The organism is Vibrio sp. Vb1127, from assembly GCF_033338735.1.
Lineage (GTDB): Bacteria > Pseudomonadota > Gammaproteobacteria > Enterobacterales > Vibrionaceae > Vibrio > Vibrio alginolyticus.
The window spans coordinates 54188-71648 of the sequence record NZ_JAWOTF010000007.1; the positions used below are offsets into that span (position 1 = coordinate 54188).

At 45.0% G+C, this 17461-nt stretch carries 16 protein-coding genes; 7 read left to right on the forward strand and 9 right to left on the reverse strand.

Annotated elements, in window-relative coordinates; genetic code table 11:
* Nucleotides 1-53: 53 nt before the first annotated feature.
* Nucleotides 54-2054 carry a methyl-accepting chemotaxis protein gene (locus R7H07_RS11605; protein ID WP_065275394.1) on the forward strand — a complete coding sequence of 667 codons (2001 nt, stop codon included), beginning with the start codon at nucleotides 54-56 and terminating at the stop codon, nucleotides 2052-2054.
* Between the two features lie 300 nt (nucleotides 2055-2354).
* Nucleotides 2355-2834 carry a Dps family protein gene (locus R7H07_RS11610; protein WP_005388254.1) on the forward strand — a complete coding sequence of 160 codons (480 nt, stop codon included), beginning with the start codon at nucleotides 2355-2357 and terminating at the stop codon, nucleotides 2832-2834.
* Between the two features lie 107 nt (nucleotides 2835-2941).
* Here R7H07_RS11610 and R7H07_RS11615 read toward each other — a convergent pair whose 3' ends face one another.
* Nucleotides 2942-3556 (reverse strand): HAD family hydrolase, encoded by a 615-nt coding sequence (locus R7H07_RS11615; protein WP_065275393.1) that lies wholly within the window; start codon nucleotides 3554-3556, stop codon nucleotides 2942-2944.
* Nucleotides 3557-3680: 124 nt separating this feature from the next.
* On the opposite strand from R7H07_RS11615, the gene R7H07_RS11620 reads away from it, so the two are divergent.
* Entirely contained in the window at nucleotides 3681-4676 is a 996-nt protein-coding gene (locus R7H07_RS11620) for a S66 peptidase family protein (protein ID WP_206958927.1), read from the forward strand.
* A 27-nt stretch (nucleotides 4677-4703) separates the two neighbouring features.
* On the opposite strand, the gene R7H07_RS11625 is transcribed toward R7H07_RS11620, so the two are convergent.
* The 4 genes from R7H07_RS11625 to R7H07_RS11640 all read right to left on the reverse strand — a co-directional run bounded on the left by R7H07_RS11625 (nucleotide 4704) and on the right by R7H07_RS11640 (nucleotide 8224).
* Nucleotides 4704-5780 carry a PQQ-dependent sugar dehydrogenase gene (locus R7H07_RS11625; protein ID WP_065275392.1) on the reverse strand — a complete coding sequence of 359 codons (1077 nt, stop codon included), beginning with the start codon at nucleotides 5778-5780 and terminating at the stop codon, nucleotides 4704-4706.
* Between the two features lie 149 nt (nucleotides 5781-5929).
* The gene (gene yiaY / locus R7H07_RS11630; RefSeq protein ID WP_042521463.1) at nucleotides 5930-7078 is read right to left on the reverse strand and encodes an L-threonine dehydrogenase; all 1149 of its coding nucleotides are present in this window, start codon (nucleotides 7076-7078) and stop codon (nucleotides 5930-5932) included.
* A gap of 333 nt (nucleotides 7079-7411) precedes the next feature.
* A complete protein-coding gene (elbB, locus tag R7H07_RS11635) occupies nucleotides 7412-8062 on the reverse strand; it encodes an isoprenoid biosynthesis glyoxalase ElbB (RefSeq protein ID WP_065275391.1) in 651 nt (216 codons plus the stop codon).
* Nucleotides 8063-8074: 12 nt separating this feature from the next.
* Nucleotides 8075-8224 carry a hypothetical protein gene (locus R7H07_RS11640; protein WP_165439042.1) on the reverse strand — a complete coding sequence of 50 codons (150 nt, stop codon included), beginning with the start codon at nucleotides 8222-8224 and terminating at the stop codon, nucleotides 8075-8077.
* A gap of 120 nt (nucleotides 8225-8344) precedes the next feature.
* Here R7H07_RS11640 and yddG point away from each other — a divergent pair, with 120 nt between their 5' ends.
* A complete protein-coding gene (gene yddG / locus R7H07_RS11645; protein WP_065275390.1) occupies nucleotides 8345-9247 on the forward strand; it encodes an aromatic amino acid DMT transporter YddG in 903 nt (300 codons plus the stop codon).
* A gap of 151 nt (nucleotides 9248-9398) precedes the next feature.
* Here yddG and R7H07_RS11650 read toward each other — a convergent pair whose 3' ends face one another.
* Together R7H07_RS11650 and R7H07_RS11655 are read right to left on the reverse strand one after the other, a co-directional pair.
* On the reverse strand, nucleotides 9399-10292 hold the full coding sequence (locus R7H07_RS11650) for a cation diffusion facilitator family transporter (RefSeq protein ID WP_065275389.1): 894 nt from the start codon (nucleotides 10290-10292) through the stop codon (nucleotides 9399-9401).
* A 176-nt stretch (nucleotides 10293-10468) separates the two neighbouring features.
* A complete protein-coding gene (locus tag R7H07_RS11655) occupies nucleotides 10469-11347 on the reverse strand; it encodes a LysR family transcriptional regulator (RefSeq protein WP_005375568.1) in 879 nt (292 codons plus the stop codon).
* A gap of 171 nt (nucleotides 11348-11518) precedes the next feature.
* Between R7H07_RS11655 and R7H07_RS11660 the strand changes: the two genes are divergently transcribed.
* Nucleotides 11519-12094, forward strand: coding sequence for a class I SAM-dependent DNA methyltransferase (locus tag R7H07_RS11660; RefSeq protein WP_017821100.1), 576 nt, complete (start codon nucleotides 11519-11521; stop codon nucleotides 12092-12094).
* Between the two features lie 149 nt (nucleotides 12095-12243).
* On the opposite strand, the gene R7H07_RS11665 is transcribed toward R7H07_RS11660, so the two are convergent.
* Nucleotides 12244-14217: an acetoacetate--CoA ligase gene (locus R7H07_RS11665; protein ID WP_065275388.1), complete on the reverse strand. Its 1974-nt coding sequence runs from the start codon at nucleotides 14215-14217 to the stop codon at nucleotides 12244-12246.
* A 222-nt stretch (nucleotides 14218-14439) separates the two neighbouring features.
* On the opposite strand from R7H07_RS11665, the gene phhA reads away from it, so the two are divergent.
* The gene (gene phhA / locus R7H07_RS11670) at nucleotides 14440-15234 is read left to right on the forward strand and encodes a phenylalanine 4-monooxygenase (protein WP_318128765.1); all 795 of its coding nucleotides are present in this window, start codon (nucleotides 14440-14442) and stop codon (nucleotides 15232-15234) included.
* Entirely contained in the window at nucleotides 15224-15562 is a 339-nt protein-coding gene (locus R7H07_RS11675) for a 4a-hydroxytetrahydrobiopterin dehydratase (protein ID WP_005375563.1), read from the forward strand. Before phhA ends, R7H07_RS11675 begins: the two co-directional genes overlap by 11 nt.
* A 71-nt stretch (nucleotides 15563-15633) precedes the next feature.
* Here R7H07_RS11675 and R7H07_RS11680 read toward each other — a convergent pair whose 3' ends face one another.
* Nucleotides 15634-17403: a choice-of-anchor I family protein gene (locus R7H07_RS11680; protein ID WP_065275386.1), complete on the reverse strand. Its 1770-nt coding sequence runs from the start codon at nucleotides 17401-17403 to the stop codon at nucleotides 15634-15636.
* Between the last annotated feature and the right edge of the window lie 58 nt (nucleotides 17404-17461).

Sequence of the window (17461 nt, forward strand, 5' to 3'; positions counted from 1 at the left end):
CATTTTTGTAAACATCGTTATATTTAAGGCTCATCGTTGTCAGGAGTTTATGGATGAACCTTACGATATCAGGGAAGTTGCAGCTCAGTTTTGTGCTGCTAGCCGTACTTTTTATGGCATCAGCGGTATTCACGTATCGCAACGTCACCACCGTAGAGCAATACGCCTCTTCGTTACTTAAATCCGATTTACCGACCGTCGACACCAGTCGCGGTATCCAACAGTCCGTTCAAGCGTCGCTGTCTTCTATTCGAGCCTACATGTTGCTAGGTGGCGATGAAGAGGCGAGCGCCCGTCTGAGTGGGGACGTGCGTAATATCATGGCGTCAACAGACGAGTCGCTTCCGACTTTGCAGGCTTTGATCTCTGAACAGGATTTTCAAGCGATTCAAACCCAGTGGGACGCGGTAAAAGTCTCTTTAAACAAGTTGATTGAACTCAGCCACAGTGACGAGAACTTGCCTGCGCACAACCTCTTTATTAACGAAGCGGCACCCATTGCAGAAGTGGCACTTGATCAGCTTCAAAGCTTAATCAATGAAGAGTCAGGAAACCCATTTGGTGGGGACAGAAAACGTCTGTTTAAAGTCTACGCCGACAGCTATACCTCGCTCGCTAATGCACTGTCTGCTTTGCGAGATTTCCTGTTGTACGGGCAGCAAGATCATTTGGACAAATACCACGACTTGATTAAGTACCACAATCAGTCCGTGGCGGAAATCGACAGTAAACTCGACAGACTGACTGATAACGACCAATCATTGTGGTCACTGTTTAAGGAAATGCAGCAACTGTACTTTCCTTTAGCAGAGCAGGTAATTGCATTGCGTCAATCGCCAGAGTGGAACGAATCAAACTTGTTAATGGCGAATGAACTGTTGCCAGCAGCGGATGCACTAGACCAAAGTTTAGAAACAATCGTATTAGCTCAGCAAAGTCGTGCAGATCAAAGCGGACAGGGTATTAATCAGTCGATCAAGAACGTACTGACCACTATGTTGATTGCTGCGGCATTGGTTTTGTTTGCCGCAGTAGCGATTTCAAAATACATGGGCAATACCATTGGTCGCCGAGTGAAAAACTTATCGGAGCGAGCCAAGACGATCGCTTCAGGGGACGTTTCTCAGCCTCCGCTCACCGTTGTTGGGAAAGATGAATTGGCTGACCTTACCGATTCGATTAACCGCATGAACCAATCGTTAGCGAGCATCGTGGCAGGGGTGAGTGAGAAAGCGCACCAAGTGGATACCAGCATGGGGGCTTTATTGGAATCGGCGCAAGTCACTTCATCGAATGTTGAACAGCAACAGACCAGCATTGTTGAAATGGGAAGCCAATTGGATGAAATCGCTTTAGCCGCGCGTAACACCCTAGATCAAGCCAATCAATCGGTGCAGAAGCTTTCTGATTCAAAAGGCGAGATTGAACAAGGTCGCGATGCACTAGAGCAAAACAAAGTCACCATGGAAAGCTTACATGGCAGCATTGAAGCCGCGAGCACGCAAGTGACGCAGTTAAGCAAAGAGAGCGAAGCCATTGGTCGAGTGACGGAAGTGATTGAAGGCTTAGCAGAACAAACTAACTTACTGGCATTGAATGCCGCGATAGAAGCAGCGCGTGCGGGTGACCAAGGACGAGGCTTTGCGGTTGTGGCGGACGAAGTACGCATGTTAGCGACGCGCACTACTCAATCGACGACAGAAATAAACGGCATTATCAATGCGATTCAACGCTCGACCAATTCGGTGGTTGAGGAGATAGAACACAGCCAATCACTTGCGGAGCAGGGCGCTGAGCACATTGAAAAAGCGGTAACTCGTTTGCTTGTCACGACCGAGCAAATTGGTTCTTTGAATGAACAAATGGCAGAGCTTGCGGCAGCGGCAGAGCAGCAATCTCATGCGACCAACTCGATCACTGGATTGATGTCCGGTATTACTCAATCAGTAGATGAGGTTTCGAATAACAGCCAACGTGCATCAGAGACATCATTGCAAGTAAAAGAGCAAGTTACCGAGCTGAATCAACAGATGGCAACTTTTAAAACGGCGTAGATAAGGTTTACGCCTGTTCATCTACTTTTGAACGTTAACCAAATAGTAAAAAAGCCCCAATCCTTTTTACACAAAAAGGGTTGGGGCTTTTTGTTGGATGATACGCCGATATTCGTCTACTTGCTCATTGGATTTAGCTATTTAAATCATAGCTAAAACCAAATTTTCTTCATCGAGTCGGAGTCGTAATATGACTCCATCGGCAGCAAATACTGCAAAAGAATTTTTAAACTTTATACCAATCCCGGTAAGAGAATCGTTCGTTACTACGATTGGTATTATCCTTCTAGGAGCAAGATTATGAACAAACAAGTAAGCCTAATTGGTCTAGACAGCGAACAATCAGCACAACTAGCTCAACAGTTAAATCAACTGCTAGCGCATTACCAAGTGTTGTACATGAACTCTCGCGGTTACCACTGGAACATCAAAGGTGCGCAATTCTTCGAACTGCATGTAAAATTTGAAGAGATCTACACTGATCTACAAACAAAAATCGATGAGCTTGCAGAGCGTATTCTAACTTTGGGTCATACGCCAGCGCACGCATTCAGCAACTACTTAGAAGCAAGTGAAATTAAAGAACATCAAAACGCGACTTCTGGTGAGGAGTGTGTACAAGGTCTGGTTCAAGGCTTTAGCGTTCTACTTCTAAAACAGCGTGAGATTCTACAAAACGCGGGTGAAGCAGATGACGAAGGTACAGCGGCATTGATGGGTGACTACATCCGTGAGCAAGAAAAATTAATGTGGATGCTTAACGCCTACCTACAAGGCTAAGCAGCGCATCACCCAAGCAATCCTTGGGAACGCATGAAACAATCGGGAATAAGTCATAAGGGGCACGTTGGTGCCCCTTTTTTGTGTGCGTATTTTATATGTGTGCTTTATTTGCGTGGTAAGGATTGGAAACGGCTCAATAAATCGCTGAGTTCATTAATCGCCAACGAGGCTGAATCATTGAAGGTTTCTTGATTACCGTGATGAACAAGGCAAGAGGGCATCTGCGCGTTATACGCTGCCTGCAAGTCGTAAAGGTAATCGCCGACATAAAGCACTTCGTCCGGCATCAAACGCCACTCTTTCGCCAATACCTGCAGAGACAAAGGGTCTGGCTTGGGCGGGAAGCATTCACGAGTGATGACTCGTTCCACTGAGATTTGGTTGTGTTCTAGTTTGCGCTGCGTGGCGATTTGGCAGTTGCGCGTCACGATAGCGGTTTTGATTTCATTTTGATGCAAGTGGGCGAGCAATTCATGGCAGCCAATCATTGGAGCAGACTGCTCAGCATCAGAAATCTCGTAATCAAATATCACGTTATGAGCGTGCTCTCGATGATGAGGATGCTCAAGTGCGTCGACAAAATCCAATAGATCTTCACTTTGCGGACAACCTAGCTGTTGTCGCAATTCTCCGAAGTTCATATCAGAACTCACCAAGGTGTTGTCTAAATCAAACACCACGGCTTTAATTTTATCGAGCTGTAAAGGGAATGGAATCATAATGACCTCGTACAACTTAACCGAACTATCGTTTTAAAAAACAAAAGGTTATTGTTAAGTTTAGATTCTTCTGCTTAGATTGTACGAAAATAAATCAACCATGTATCACAAAACAAGGACGCGCATGATCATTCCTAAACCATTACAAAAAGGCGACACCATCGGCTTTTTCTCGCCATCCTCCCCAGCCACGGTATTTGCACCAGCGCGTTTTGAGCGTGCCAAAGCGTACGTGGAATCTCATGGTTACCAGCTAAAAGCAGGCAGCTTAACGGGTAAAACTGACCAATATCGCTCGGGTTCGATTCAAGAGCGAGTAGAAGAATTGAATGCGCTGATTCGTGATCCCGAAGTGCGCTGTATTATGTCGACCATTGGCGGTAACAACAGTAACTCATTGCTGCCTTACATTGATTACGAGGCATTGAAGAAAGATCCCAAGATCATTGTTGGCTATTCGGATGTGACGGCTCTACTCATGGGCATTTACGCACAAACTGGCATCGTTACTTTTTATGGTCCTGCTTTGGTGGCATCTCTGGGTGAATTCCCACCACTGGTGGACGAGACCTTCGCTTCGTTCGAATCGATAGTGAATACGTTAGATGGCTTGGCGCATCAATACACAATGCCTCAAGGGTGGACAGATGAATGGATAGAGTGGGGCGAGCAAGATCGCGCAAAGCAAACCTTGCAAAACCAGTGGCACTTCAAAGGTGAAGGCAAGATCACCGGACGTTTGATTGGTGGCAACCTCAATACCATGACGGGTATTTGGGCAAGTAAGTTTATGCCGAGTATCGAACAAGGCGATATTTTGCTAGTGGAAGATTGTTTGCAGGGCATTGAAACGGTCGAACGCTCTTTTGCGCTGCTCAAGCTTTCTGGCGTGTTTGATAAAGTTGGTGCGATTGTGCTCGGCAAGCATGAAAAGTTCAACGATAAAGGCACAGGACGAGCACCTATAGATGTGTTGCTAGAAGTGCTTAACGGTCAACCGCTGCCGATTTTGTATGATTTTGATAGCTGTCATACCCACCCAATGCTCACCGTTCCATTGGGCTCGACCATGACGCTCGATTTTGACAATGAAACGGTGACAGTGAGTTTAAAGAGCTAGCTTTTTTGACTAGCTCTTGAGAGAAAACTATTTCTCCTCAAGACGAAAGATTTTGCCGCTGTCGGTAGAAAAGTAGATATAACCATCGGGGCTGATGGTTATATCTCTTACTCGCTCACCAAGATTCTCCATCAATCTTTTTGATTCGGTGAGCTTGCCATTCTCAATAGAAACCACGTTGATGTGCGCTAGTTTCAATGCACCGGCGAGGATTTTTCCGTCCAACTCTGGGTATTTATCGCCACGGTACAAGATCATATTGCTGGGTGCGATAGAAGGGATGTATACCAACTTTGGATCTTCCATTCCCGGTAACGACTTAGCTTCCCCGACGTCCAACGGACCCCAATATTCTTTACCATGAGAGACTTTTGCCCAGCCGTAGTTCGCACCTTTCTTGATTAGATTAATTTCATCGCCGCCGCGCGGCCCATGTTCAATCGACCACAGCTGTTTTGTTGCTTCGTCGTAAAACATACCTTGTGGGTTGCGGTGCCCGTAACTCCATATCTCAGGACGAGCTTCGGAAGGTTTGAATGGGTTGTCTTGCGGAACCGAACCATCAAGGTTGAGACGAAGAATACTGCCAGCATGGGTTTGAGTGTTTTGCCCATTATCACGTTCGCCACGGTCGCCGATTGAGAAGTAAACTTTGTCGTCAACAAATGAAATTCGACTGCCGTAGTGACGCCCTGTGTCGGTGATGGCATCAGCAACAAAGAGATCTTTCCAACCTACAAGCTGATTGTTTTGCAATTGCGCCGTCGCTAACGCCACCGTATTGCCTTTACTCGTTCGCTTGCTGTAGGTAAAGAAGAGTTGCGGGTTTTGCTTATCGGCATTCGGTGCGAGCGCGACATCCAATAAGCCAGCTTGCCCACTGGTGTTCACATCGGGGACGTTAAACAGCTTTTGAGGTTTGCCTGTGGTGATATCCAGCAACGAAACCGTACCGTTCTTTTCATTAACGATAACGCGTTGGCTATCTAAGAACTCGATCCCCCAAGGGATCTGAAATCCATTCGCCACTTCGTTAGCGCGGTATTCGGCAGCGTTGGCAGAAAAGGATAAACAAGCGAGTAGGGCAGCAGCAATCGTTCTCATGGTTCCTTCCAATATGAATCGTATTAATACTTAAAAGCTAACACTAAAAGACTATGTTTGGCAGAGATTCACTTGTATATGAATGTAAAAAATCCCCGATACGAGATCGGGGATTGAATTAAGGCTAGAGAATTGTTTAGTTAGCGAGATTACATCGCTTCTTCGAAGATCTTAGAAATTTCTTCGTGAGTTGCTTGTTTAGGGTTAGTGAAACCACAAGCGTCTTTCAGTGCGTTGTCTGCTAGTGTTGGGATGTCTTCTAGTTTCGCACCAAGCTCTTTGATACCTGCTGGGATACCCACATCTTTCGCTAGAGTAACGATAGCGTCGATTGCTGCCGCTGCACCTGCTTCAGCAGACATGCCTTCTACGTTTACGCCCATTGCTTTTGCTACGTCACGTAGGCGCTCAGGACATACTTGCGCGTTGTAACGCTGTACGTGAGGTAGAAGAATCGCGTTACAAACACCGTGTGGAAGGTCATAGAAACCACCTAGCTGGTGTGCCATTGCGTGTACGTAACCTAGAGACGCGTTGTTGAATGCCATACCCGCCATGAACTGCGCGTATGCCATTTGTTCACGAGCTTCTAGATCTTCACCGTTTTTCACTGCTGTGCGTAGATAAGCCTGGATAAGCTCAATCGCTTTAATTGCTACCGCATCAGTGATTGGTGTTGCTGCGATAGATACGTAAGCTTCAATCGCGTGAGTTAGGGCATCCATACCTGTTGCCGCAGTTAGCGAAGCAGGTTTAGCTAGCATTAGCTCTGGATCGTTTACCGAGATAAGCGGTGTTGTGTGCTTATCAACGATAGCCATCTTGATGTGACGCTCTTCGTCAGTGATGATGCAGAAACGCGTCATTTCAGATGCAGTACCTGCCGTCGTGTTGATTGCGATAAGTGGCATCATTGGTTTTGCAGACTGGTCTACGCCTTCGTAATCTGCGATTTTGCCGCCGTTAGAAGCAACAAGCGCGATACCTTTCGCACAGTCGTGTGGTGAACCACCACCTAGAGAGACAACGAAGTCACATTCGTTATCAGTAAGAAGTGCTAAGCCGTCGTTAACGTTGCTGATAGTTGGATTTGGTTGAGTACCATCAAACACAACGGTTGCTACATCGCGCTCAGTGAGAAGGTCTTGAACTTGTTTGACTACACCGATTTGGTTAAGGATCTTATCCGTAACGATCAAACCTTTTTTAAAGCCTTGAGATTGGATGCTGTCTGCTGCGTCTTTCAAACAACCAGCGCCCATTAGGTTTACCGTAGGGATAAAAAATGCACTTGTCATATTGGATAGCTCCGTCGTTATTTTTAATAATCTTTCTTAATTTGCCATTTACTGTCGCACATTCGTTTCCAGATTGAAGTTGATCTGAAGCAAGTTTACCTACTTAGAGGTACTTGCAAGAGAAAAACTGTGACAGTGATCTTGTTGCACTGCGTATAAGTGCAACACTGATATAAAGTAGAACAAATATGAAACTATGGACGCAAACGATTGGCAGAAATTGACTTCTGACGCGGATATATCTCTAAATTCGACTAAAGTATAAAAAATCCCCATTAATAACTTAATTATCAATGGGGATAGGGAAGTGTTTTATAAGCTAACTACTAATAATTAAGCTATTTTAATCAGTTTTGATACTAATTTTTCGATACCTGAAGCCGCTTGAGAGATATTCTCTGCCAACATGTAAGCAGGGGTTGAAAGTACGAGGTGTTTTTCATCAAAAATGATGCCTTCGACAGGGCACGTGGTGTGTTCACCGCCCATTTGATTAAATGCTATTGAGACTGCCTCATCGTTGCCTACCGTTCCTTTCACGCCTTGCTCATAAATCATCGGAATAATGACAGGAGAAATACACAGATAGCCAGCTGGTTTCTTCGCATTAGCAAACGCGCGACAAGCTTGAGCTACGTGTGTGTTAATGGAGCACTCCGCACCTGAAACGGCGAAGTCGGTTAAGTTTTTCGCAGCACCAAATCCACCTGGAAGCAGTAGGGCATCGTATTCATCAACGTTAAGTTTGGCAACATCGTCAATGTTTCCGCGTGCGATACGAGCTGATTCGATCAGTACGTTACGGGCTTCATCCATTTCGTCACCAGTTAGGTGATTGATGACGTGGAGTTGGTCAATGTTAGGTGCAAAGCAGTGCCAAGTTGCCCCTGCTTTCTCGATGGCGTAGAGCGCCAACACTGCTTCGTGGATCTCAGAACCGTCGTAAACGCCTGAACCACTTAAAATGACTGCGACTTTTTTCATGTTTGGATTCCTTTACTCTGAACGTTCCTTAGATTGCTCTTCGCTATCTAGACCATGCGTTTCCGAGTGTGTTTTAACGTTTTCACTCTCGTCGTCATCTTCATCATAGTAGCGCACAACAAAGGGTGTAAGCATAACACTAGAGGGCAGAAAATGTTTCATATCAACTCCAACGGCTTAATAGAATGATTTTTATACTGATTTTTATAAAACAGTACGTTGAACCTGATCATTTTTGAGTTAAGCTGACGTTTCCTTTGGCATTCGTGAGTGGTAGGTCACATGAAATCAGTGCAATTTCGTTTCACACTTTATGGTTGTATCGCGATTCTCTCTTGGAGTTGTCTGCTTGGCATCGCGAGGTTGGTTACGGAGAGTTTAGGTCCTGTAGGCGGGGCAGCCATGTTGTACTCTCTTAGCTCTGTTTTCCTTCTTATCGTGGTCGGTATTCCAAAGTTGTCTTACTTTTCTCCCAAGTATCTTGTGCTTGGTGGTGCGATGTTCGTTTGTTATGAAATATTTCTCGCTTTATCTTTGGGATATTCCAACTCGCGCGCGCAGGCAATTGAGGTGTCGATTGTCAACTACCTTTGGCCCGCACTGACGGTTTTATTTGCGGTCCTTGGCAGCAATAAAAAAACAAACTGGTTGCTTTATCCAGCAGTTACGCTGGCGTTTGTTGGGGTTGCTTGGACTGTGAGCGGTGAGAATGGCTTATCCATAACTCAGATCATGTCCAATGTTAGTAGTAACCCTCTGGTATATTTTATGGCTTTTGCTGGGGCGGTTATATGGGCTTTTTATTGCAACTTAACCCAAAAGCAGCAATCTAAACATAATGCGATTACCCTGTTTTTCATTGCAACAGCTGTTTCGCTTTGGATCAAATATGCGTTTACCGATGAGCCACCAATGACATTCAGTTGGGAAGCGATGGGGTACTTAGTGGCTTCTGCGGCTTTAATGGCTGGTGGTTATGGTTTATGGAACATCGCGATCGTTGGCGGCAATATGGTTTTTCTCGCCACCTTGTCTTACTTCACGCCCATTTTTTCCGCTTTATTTTCTTCTATTATTCTTGGCGTAACTCTGAGCCATAGCTTTTGGCAGGGCGTTGTGATGGTAACGGTGGGCTCGCTGATGTGTTGGTTAGTCACCAAAGAGAAGCGCGAAGCGGCTGGGTAAGTTACCAACGAGATCAGAGAATTTAAGTGAGCAACGAACAGATCTCCCTTGCGAGCTGTATTCGAATACGAAGCAACTAAATCGAAAAAATTAAAAAAGCTCCCGAGATTGGGAGCGTTTTATTGAGTTTTAACGGCTCTTTGGTGGCGCTCTAATAAGCGACGTTCAAGTGTAGTTGAAGCTTGAATCTGTGCTTCGACAGTCGCTTGATAAGCTGCTTACGAGTGTGCTCTAGTGTATCAAGCTCCAATGTGTCGTCATCAATATGTACGTCCACATTTACTCGTAGCTCTTGGCCCACCTTCGTTACGCCAGCCAGTTTCAATTGATGCTCAGTTACTTTTTCAATCTCAAGAACATCTTTGCCAACGCTCTGACACAGCTCTTTGCTTGGTGTCATCATTAGTAGTTCACGTAAGGCACCTACTAGCATATCGAACGGTACTTTGAGGAAATAAAAGCCCATTAAAACCATCATCATGGGGTCGGCATATACCGCATACTCAGAGAATGGCGTTAGTGAAACAGCCCAAGCCGAGATAAATCCTACGGTCACCGCCACACTCAACAAAGTATCCATTTGCCACTGTTTTTTCTCCGCTTCAATCAAGCCTGATGAGAAGCGGCGGCTGCGTTTCGCCATAAACCACCAAGCGTAACCACAACCGATAACATTCACGATGCCGAATAAGGTCGCAATAGAAGCATCGACCTGGCGACCTCCAGACATCAATGCTGATATCGCAGAGTAGAGAGAGAAGCTTACAACCACTAAAATGACGGCTGCTTTTATCGCAATAACGATTGGTTCTAAGACCGCTTTTCCAAATGGGAATACAGATTTTGAAGGCTTGTTAATATAGTAAGAAGCGGCCAGTGACAATAAAGTTAACAGTAAGCTGACCAAAGAGTAAACACCGTCAAAAACGATTACAATTGAGCCTACAAGCAAGCCAAGTACCATACCACCAGCAGCGAACCCAGATGCCAAAAGGGCTGAAATGGTTAGAATACGGTTTTCGTTTTTGCTTGTCCTGTCACACATAAAAGATGCCTTTGAATTTTAATACCTTACTATTCTTCGCTCATAAGGTAATTTAGGCAACCACAAAGTGACCAGTAACTAATCTAAAAAATTGCGTTTTTATTTATGTTCTTATAAAACAATGGCTTACTATGATTTCTTGGTGTCAGTAAAATTGACGCTCACTGATAAAATGTTTAGAAGTCAAATAAATACTCGCTCAATTTATCTGCTAACCACGTCATTGCTGGATGCTCAGTATGGCCGTTAGGTGAAAACATACAGTAGTCTTCTTGCGTCAAGCCGTATGTGTGTTTGATAACGGCGAGCTTCTGCTGACGAAGGTAATGGCGGATTAATGGTTCAGGAAGCACGCCCCAAGCGTCTTCTTCTAAGATGGTGTTCAGCATGTAGTCAAAACTCGAAAAACCAATATATCGAGTCGAGAAAGGTTGCAGTTCAGGGTTGTCTTTCTCATTTAGGTACACCATTAGTGCTTGCATCTGACTACGTAGATCTTCGTCTGAGACACGGCGCATCTTACTTAGGCGGTGTTCTACACTGCATACTGACATCATACGTATCTTACCTAAAGGGTTATATACGATACGAGGATCGTCTACTCGCTCATAATCAACGCCGAAAGCAAAATCTACTTGGTGGGTACTGACCAAGTTGGCTAAGTCGCCACTGGATGCCAAGATTAAGTTGAAGGTTGTTGAAGGAAAGCGGTTATTCAATGTATGAGATAATTCTTGCCAGAGATCATCAGGTAAGGAGTCGTCACGTGCTACCCAAACTTCCGCGTTAAACCCTTCCGAGATTTGAGCGCAGGTCTTTCTGACCCGTTGTGCGATGATAAGTAGGTGTTCGCAATCTTTGTAAATGGCTTTACCAGCTTCAGAGAGGGTGAGCTGGTTGCCAGTTCGGTTAAACAATTCAACGTCGAGATCTTTCTCTAATGCCTTAATCGACATACTGAGTTTGGTGCGATTGCAGTCGAGTTGCCTTGCCGCTTCAGAAACAGAACCACACTCAGCGATGGTGCAGAAGGCTTCTACTTGAGTTAAGTTCATGATTTGACACAACCAATAAATGAATTCAAATAATTTGGGTATTATGCAGATGCGCTCCCAAAGCCATGAAAGATTATCGAAAAAAACGCGAATCCGCCAGATAAGTCTATGGTCTTTTAACGGTTTTGCGGTAATCTATGTGGGTTACAAAAAGTGAACATGGAGGCCACGATGGCACAAGATTGGGACGGCTTAGCAAAAAACTGGGAATCAAATCCAGCAACAGAGCAATTTGCGCAGTCGGTGTTTGAGCAGTTACAACAGCTAACTCAGCTTGATGGCATTAAAGTACTAGATTTTGGATGCGGAACAGGGCAGTTAAGTCAACGATTGTCACCGATGGTTAAAGACATCGTAGCATTAGACGCATCGGAAGCCATGATTGAGGAACTCGATAAAAAAGAGCTCGTCAACGTAGAACCTGTGGTAGATGCACTATCTCGCGGCTTGGTCGCTCAGCACCCTGCGTTTCGTGGACAGTTCGATTTGGTGGTTGCATCATCAGTTTTAGCGTTCGTGGAAGACTTAGACGCGTCATTAACGATCTCGCATTCTCTACTTAACCACGGCGGCTATTTTGTTCATTTTGATTGGATTGCAGAATGTGAACAAGACGGTTTTACCCTTGCGAAGTCTGAGCGTGCACTGAAAGAAGCAGGCTTTACTGAAGTTGAATCGCAACACGTTTTTGACATTACATCTGACGGTAAAACAATGTCGGTATTAATGGGGCTTGGTCGCCGCTAATACTGCTGAATAAAGAACACAAAATGACAAAAGCGAGCTAACAAGCTCGCTTTTTTCTTATCTGCTGAGGGTATATGTAACTTCACTTGCTCTAAACAAGTCGTCGTGGTGCAGGCAAGGACATACTCGAACAACTAAGTCTTCGGAGGTTATTTTGAGACGACTATCCTGCGTATCTCCTCCAGCACTTCAGGGTTGGCTATTGCGCCTAAATTTTCGACGCTTCGGTTGTTAACGACTTGCTTAACGGCTAACTCGACCAGCTTTCCTGAGCGTGTCTTAGGTATATCGCTTATTGCGTAAATCGCACTAGGTACATGCCTTGGAGAACATGCAGACTTTAGCTGTGCTTTGATGGAAGCGATCATCTCGTCATTGAGCTCTACCCCTTTGACTAATTGGACAAACAGCCATATTTGTTCGTTGCGATCGACTTCTTTTCCTACTGCGATCGAATCTAGAATACCGTCTATACAGTTCACTTGCTGATAGATTTCGGCCGTGCCGATTCTTACGCCACCGGGATTCAACGTGGTATCACTTCGACCATAAAACACGTATCCCCCAACGCTGGTCTGTTCAACATCATCGCCGTGGTGCCAAATATTGTCGAATTTATCCCAATAAGCGCGATGATATCTCTCACCGGTGTCGTTCCAAAAGCCAGCAGGGAAGTTGGGTAATGAATTGGCACAAACCAACTCACCGCGCTCTCCCATTACGCTATTACCTTGTGGGTTAAAGACTCGGACATCGACCCCTAACGCTGCTGATTGGCACTCTCCCCGATAAACGGGAGAAATAGGGTTGCCTAATACAAAGCAGCCACAAATATCTGTTCCGCCAGAAATCGAGGCGAGGTGTACATCTTCTTTAATGTGCTGATAGACATAATCAAACTGTTCTGGATACAGAACAGAGCCAGTCGAACAAATGGTTTTCAGACTTGAAAATGCATCACTTTTCTGCGGAGAAAAAGATGCTTTTTCCAGCGCCTCTAGGTATTTTGCTGAGGTTCCAAATAGCGTCACTTCGGCTTGTTCTGCGAGGTCCCAGAGCACATTATGAGTGGGGTAAACAGGGCTACCATCAAAAATCACCAAACATGCACCGCTCGCGAGTGAAGAAACGTGCCAGTTCCACATCATCCAGCCGCAGGTTGTGTAGTAAAACACTCGGTCGTTCGGTTGAATATCGCAATGCAGTTGATGCTCTTTCAAGTGATTAAGCACCGTTCCGCCGACGGAATGAACGATGCATTTCGGTTTGCCTGTTGTGCCTGAAGAATAAAGCACAAATAGCGGATCGTTAAAATTCACACGAGTAAAAGTCAGCGCTTCGGGTGTGTATTGATTCAGGACGTTTTGCCAATCTTGGGTGCAGACATCGCATTCAAAAATGTGTGGTTTAAGGTAGCTAATTTGGCAAACTTGTTTAAGACCATCAAGATGATCCGCAATATGCTGGTTTTTCTCAGACATATCGAAAGTTTTGCCATTGAATGTATAGCCATCACAAGTAAACAGGATTTTGGGTTTCACTTGACCAAAGCGCTCCAAAACGCTTTCGACGCCAAAATCAGGTGAGGTGGAAGTCCAGGTCGCCCCTAAACTGGTGGTTGCTAGCATAGCTATCACCGTTTGAGGTAGGTGAGGTAAATAACCAGCGACGACATCACCTTGCTTAATTCCACATTCTTTCAACCATTGCTGCACACTCGAAACTTCTTCGCACAACTGTTTCCAGGTGTAGGTCTGTTTTTCTTCACGTTCATTTTCAAACCAAATCGCGAGATAATCGGGTTGGTGACACGCGTAGGTTAGCAAATTTTCGGCGTAGTTAATTTGCGCGTTTGGGAACCATTTTATATCCCTATTTTCAACAGGTTGCTGCCAGCGACTTTCTGCTCGCTCTTTTATGGTCTCTCCCTGAGTGCCGATGACGTCGCAGAATAGCCAAACTTCCTGCCAAAATTTTTCTACATGATCGAGTGACCATTGATGCAGATCAGCGAAGCTTTCAAGGGTATTTCCTTGTCGATTAATGTGTTCAATAAACTGTGTAATGTTGGCTTCTTCGATACGACTTTCGCTCGGTTGCCATACTTTGCTGCTCTCGCGCATAGGTCCCTCTATAACAAAGTGATAACAGGTTTTAGTTTGAGAGGAATACACGATAAAGTCAAACAAGCCAGATATTATATCGTGTCATAAAAATCATGCAGTTACGATGAGTTGTAAACAATATGTTACATCGGGATGATGCTGAGAAAATCGCGCAGGGATTGGAAGCTCTTAAGACTACAGATAGGCTTAATGTAAAGGATTTGTTAATGGAGATGAGCCATGACCCAGTATCGTTCTAAACCCGTAAACCAGGAAGGCAGGGTTGAATGGAGCCGTGAAGAAGACGCCATTTGGCGAGATTTGGTAACACGACAAATGGGTGTGATCCAAAACAGAGCTTGTGAGGCTTATTTACACGGTTTGACGCTGCTTGATTTACCTCAAGACCGCGTTCCTCAGTTGCCAGAAATTAATCGTGTCTTGATGGAGACAACAGGTTGGCAAGTGGAGCCCGTTCCCGCGCTTATTGATTTCGACCGATTTTTTAATCTACTCGGTAATAAGCGCTTTCCAGTCGCCACATTCTTGCGTACAAGAGATGAGTTCGATTACTTACAGGAGCCAGATTTCTTCCACGAAATATTTGGTCATTGCGCGATGTTAACCAACCCAGACTTTGCTGCATTTACCGAGCATTATGGTCAACTAGGGCAAGCCGCTACCCCAAAACAAAGAGCCTATCTCGCTCGTCTCTACTGGTTTACCGTAGAGTTTGGTTTGGTGAAAGAAGGGGACAAAACCAAAATTTACGGTGGTGGTATTCTTTCATCTCCTGGCGAAACCCTCTACGCATTAGAGAGTGATGCAGCAATTCGCGACCCATTTGAATTACAAACAGTGCTGAGAACGCCTTATCGTATCGACATCATGCAACCGAAGTATTACGTGATTGATGACTTTTCTCAGCTCTTTAAAATTAGTCAGTTAAATTTATTGAAACAAGCCGATCTAGCGATTGAAGCTGGACTGCTTCCTCCACTTTTTGAACCAAAGGAACCTGCTCATGCTGAATGAACAAAAATGCGAAGCTTGTAGTATCGATGCCATTGCACTAAGCAAAGAAGAGCAACAGTCTCTGCTTCTGCAATTGTCTGATTGGCAGATCATTGAAAGAGAAGATATACCTCAACTAGAAAAGGTGTATAAATTTAAGAACTTCAAACAAGCATGGGCTTTCAGTAACAAAATCGCGGAACTGGCAGAAGATGAGTTCCACCATCCCTCTATTTTGTTGGAATGGGGTAAGGTTACCGTAACGTGGTGGAGTCACTCTATCAAAGGTCTGCATAAAAACGATTTTATCTGCGCATCAAAGTGTGACGCGCTAGCATCGGCAGAGTAGGACATTACCTCATACAAAAAAACGCCCGGCTTACGTCGGGCGTTTTGGTTCTAAATGACTTTTACATTACTTTATAGATTGATTCGGAAGACGGATGTCGTGCCCGATACCTCATTGCCAACGACGATAAAATGACCACCATTACGGGTAAAGTAATTAATGGATTCTGGACCTAAATCGCCTGCTTTTGGATTGTATGTATCGTTCATGCATTCGCCATCTTCGACTTCTGTACACACTGGTTGATTGTAATCATGGCGGTTGACGTAATGTATAAACTGCGCTTGTTTCGGGTCTGTGATGTCATAAATCATGATACCGCCTTGACGCTCCAAGCCGATAAACGCGTAATGGCGGCCGTTAATTTGTGCTACTTCAATCGCCTCTGGCTCAATGCCTTTATCATCACTTCGGTCATCGCCACTATTATTGTTATCGTTGGTGCTGTTGAAGTTCTTGCCTTCATTCAGCAGCGCGATAGTCGCGAAATCGTCACCACTATCGAAGACCAACTTGCCGTTTTCATCCCAAATCGAGAATGAACGCGCGCCAAATGATTGAACATTCTCTTGTGCAGAAAGCGTTTGTTCCGGCTTAATCACTTTTAAACGCGCGAGTTGTTTGTTGTCTTTTAGTGCCTCTGCCAATGGGTGTTCTGCTGCCACTTTCAGCTTCTTACCGCGCACTTCATCAATATGGCTTAAACAGCTCCCTTGCTCAGATGTGTATTCATCTGTACCGAGGTAATCGTCTTCATCCCACATAAAGCCAGCTTTGTCGCACAGTTCTTGAGTGGTTTTGAATCTGTACTCACGCCCGTCGCCTTCATTTGCAGATACGATGTAAGTACTCCCATTCACTGAGTAGCTGTCGATGGTGTCAGGCATAAATAAGCCAACCAGTTGTGGGTAGCTTTTCAAGTTCCCAATGATTTTGTCTTTGTTGGATGCATCGAGTTTAGCGCCCGACCAAGACTTCTCTCCTAAGCCAACAATTTTTTCTACCGATTTGCTCTCTGGATTGACGATTGCCATGGCGTTATTTTCTTGTAGCGCGACATAGATTTTACCGTTATCTGCAAAAGTGAGGTATTCCGGCTCTAGATCTTGTGCGATGGTGGCGTTTGGCCCCGAAATACGCACATTCATTGGGAGCTCTGCTTTTCGTGAACCATCAAATTCGTTAAAGCCAATTTGTGTTACTTCTGCTTGAGTAACACCAAGGCTCAGATCGATCAAAGTGATACTACCTTCAGGGTCAATGCTGTAATCGCTGTTTGGTTCTCCTTCATTAGCGGTTGCGATGTATCGGCCATCTTTTGAGAAGCCAACCATGTCTGGCAATGCGCCTGTTGGGAAAGTCGTGACTAATGACAAATCGCCGGAGCGGTACAAGCCAACAATACCATTCGCTTGTTTATTACTGTTTTCAATCGCAACTGCTACCAAACCATTGAATACAGCGACACTGTTTGCTGCGCCAATTTCAATGCCCGCTGCTTCGCCAGCGCTGTTGAGATCAATGAATGCGCTTTGCGTTGGTACGCCGTTGTCATCCATAGAAAGTACATCGACACGTTTTGCTTGAGCATTAACCACATAGAGTTTATCCGTACAAGCGTCATAACTGACGATTTCAGCTGCCGATGTGTCGAATGGAGCATCAGCAACGGATGTTCCGATAAACGTTAAACCTTGAATTGACGTTTCCCCAGTAACGGGTGCAGTGGTAGGTTTGCATTGTGTAGCGAATGAAGCCACGGTATCTTCGGGTTGTGATGAACACGCGATGGCAAGTGATGACAATGCGAGTACACCGATTGCCTTTAAAGGGGTGATCATGATATCTCCTTATCAATCCGATAGGTTGTCAATCAGCATGGGTTTTATGCTGCTGTCC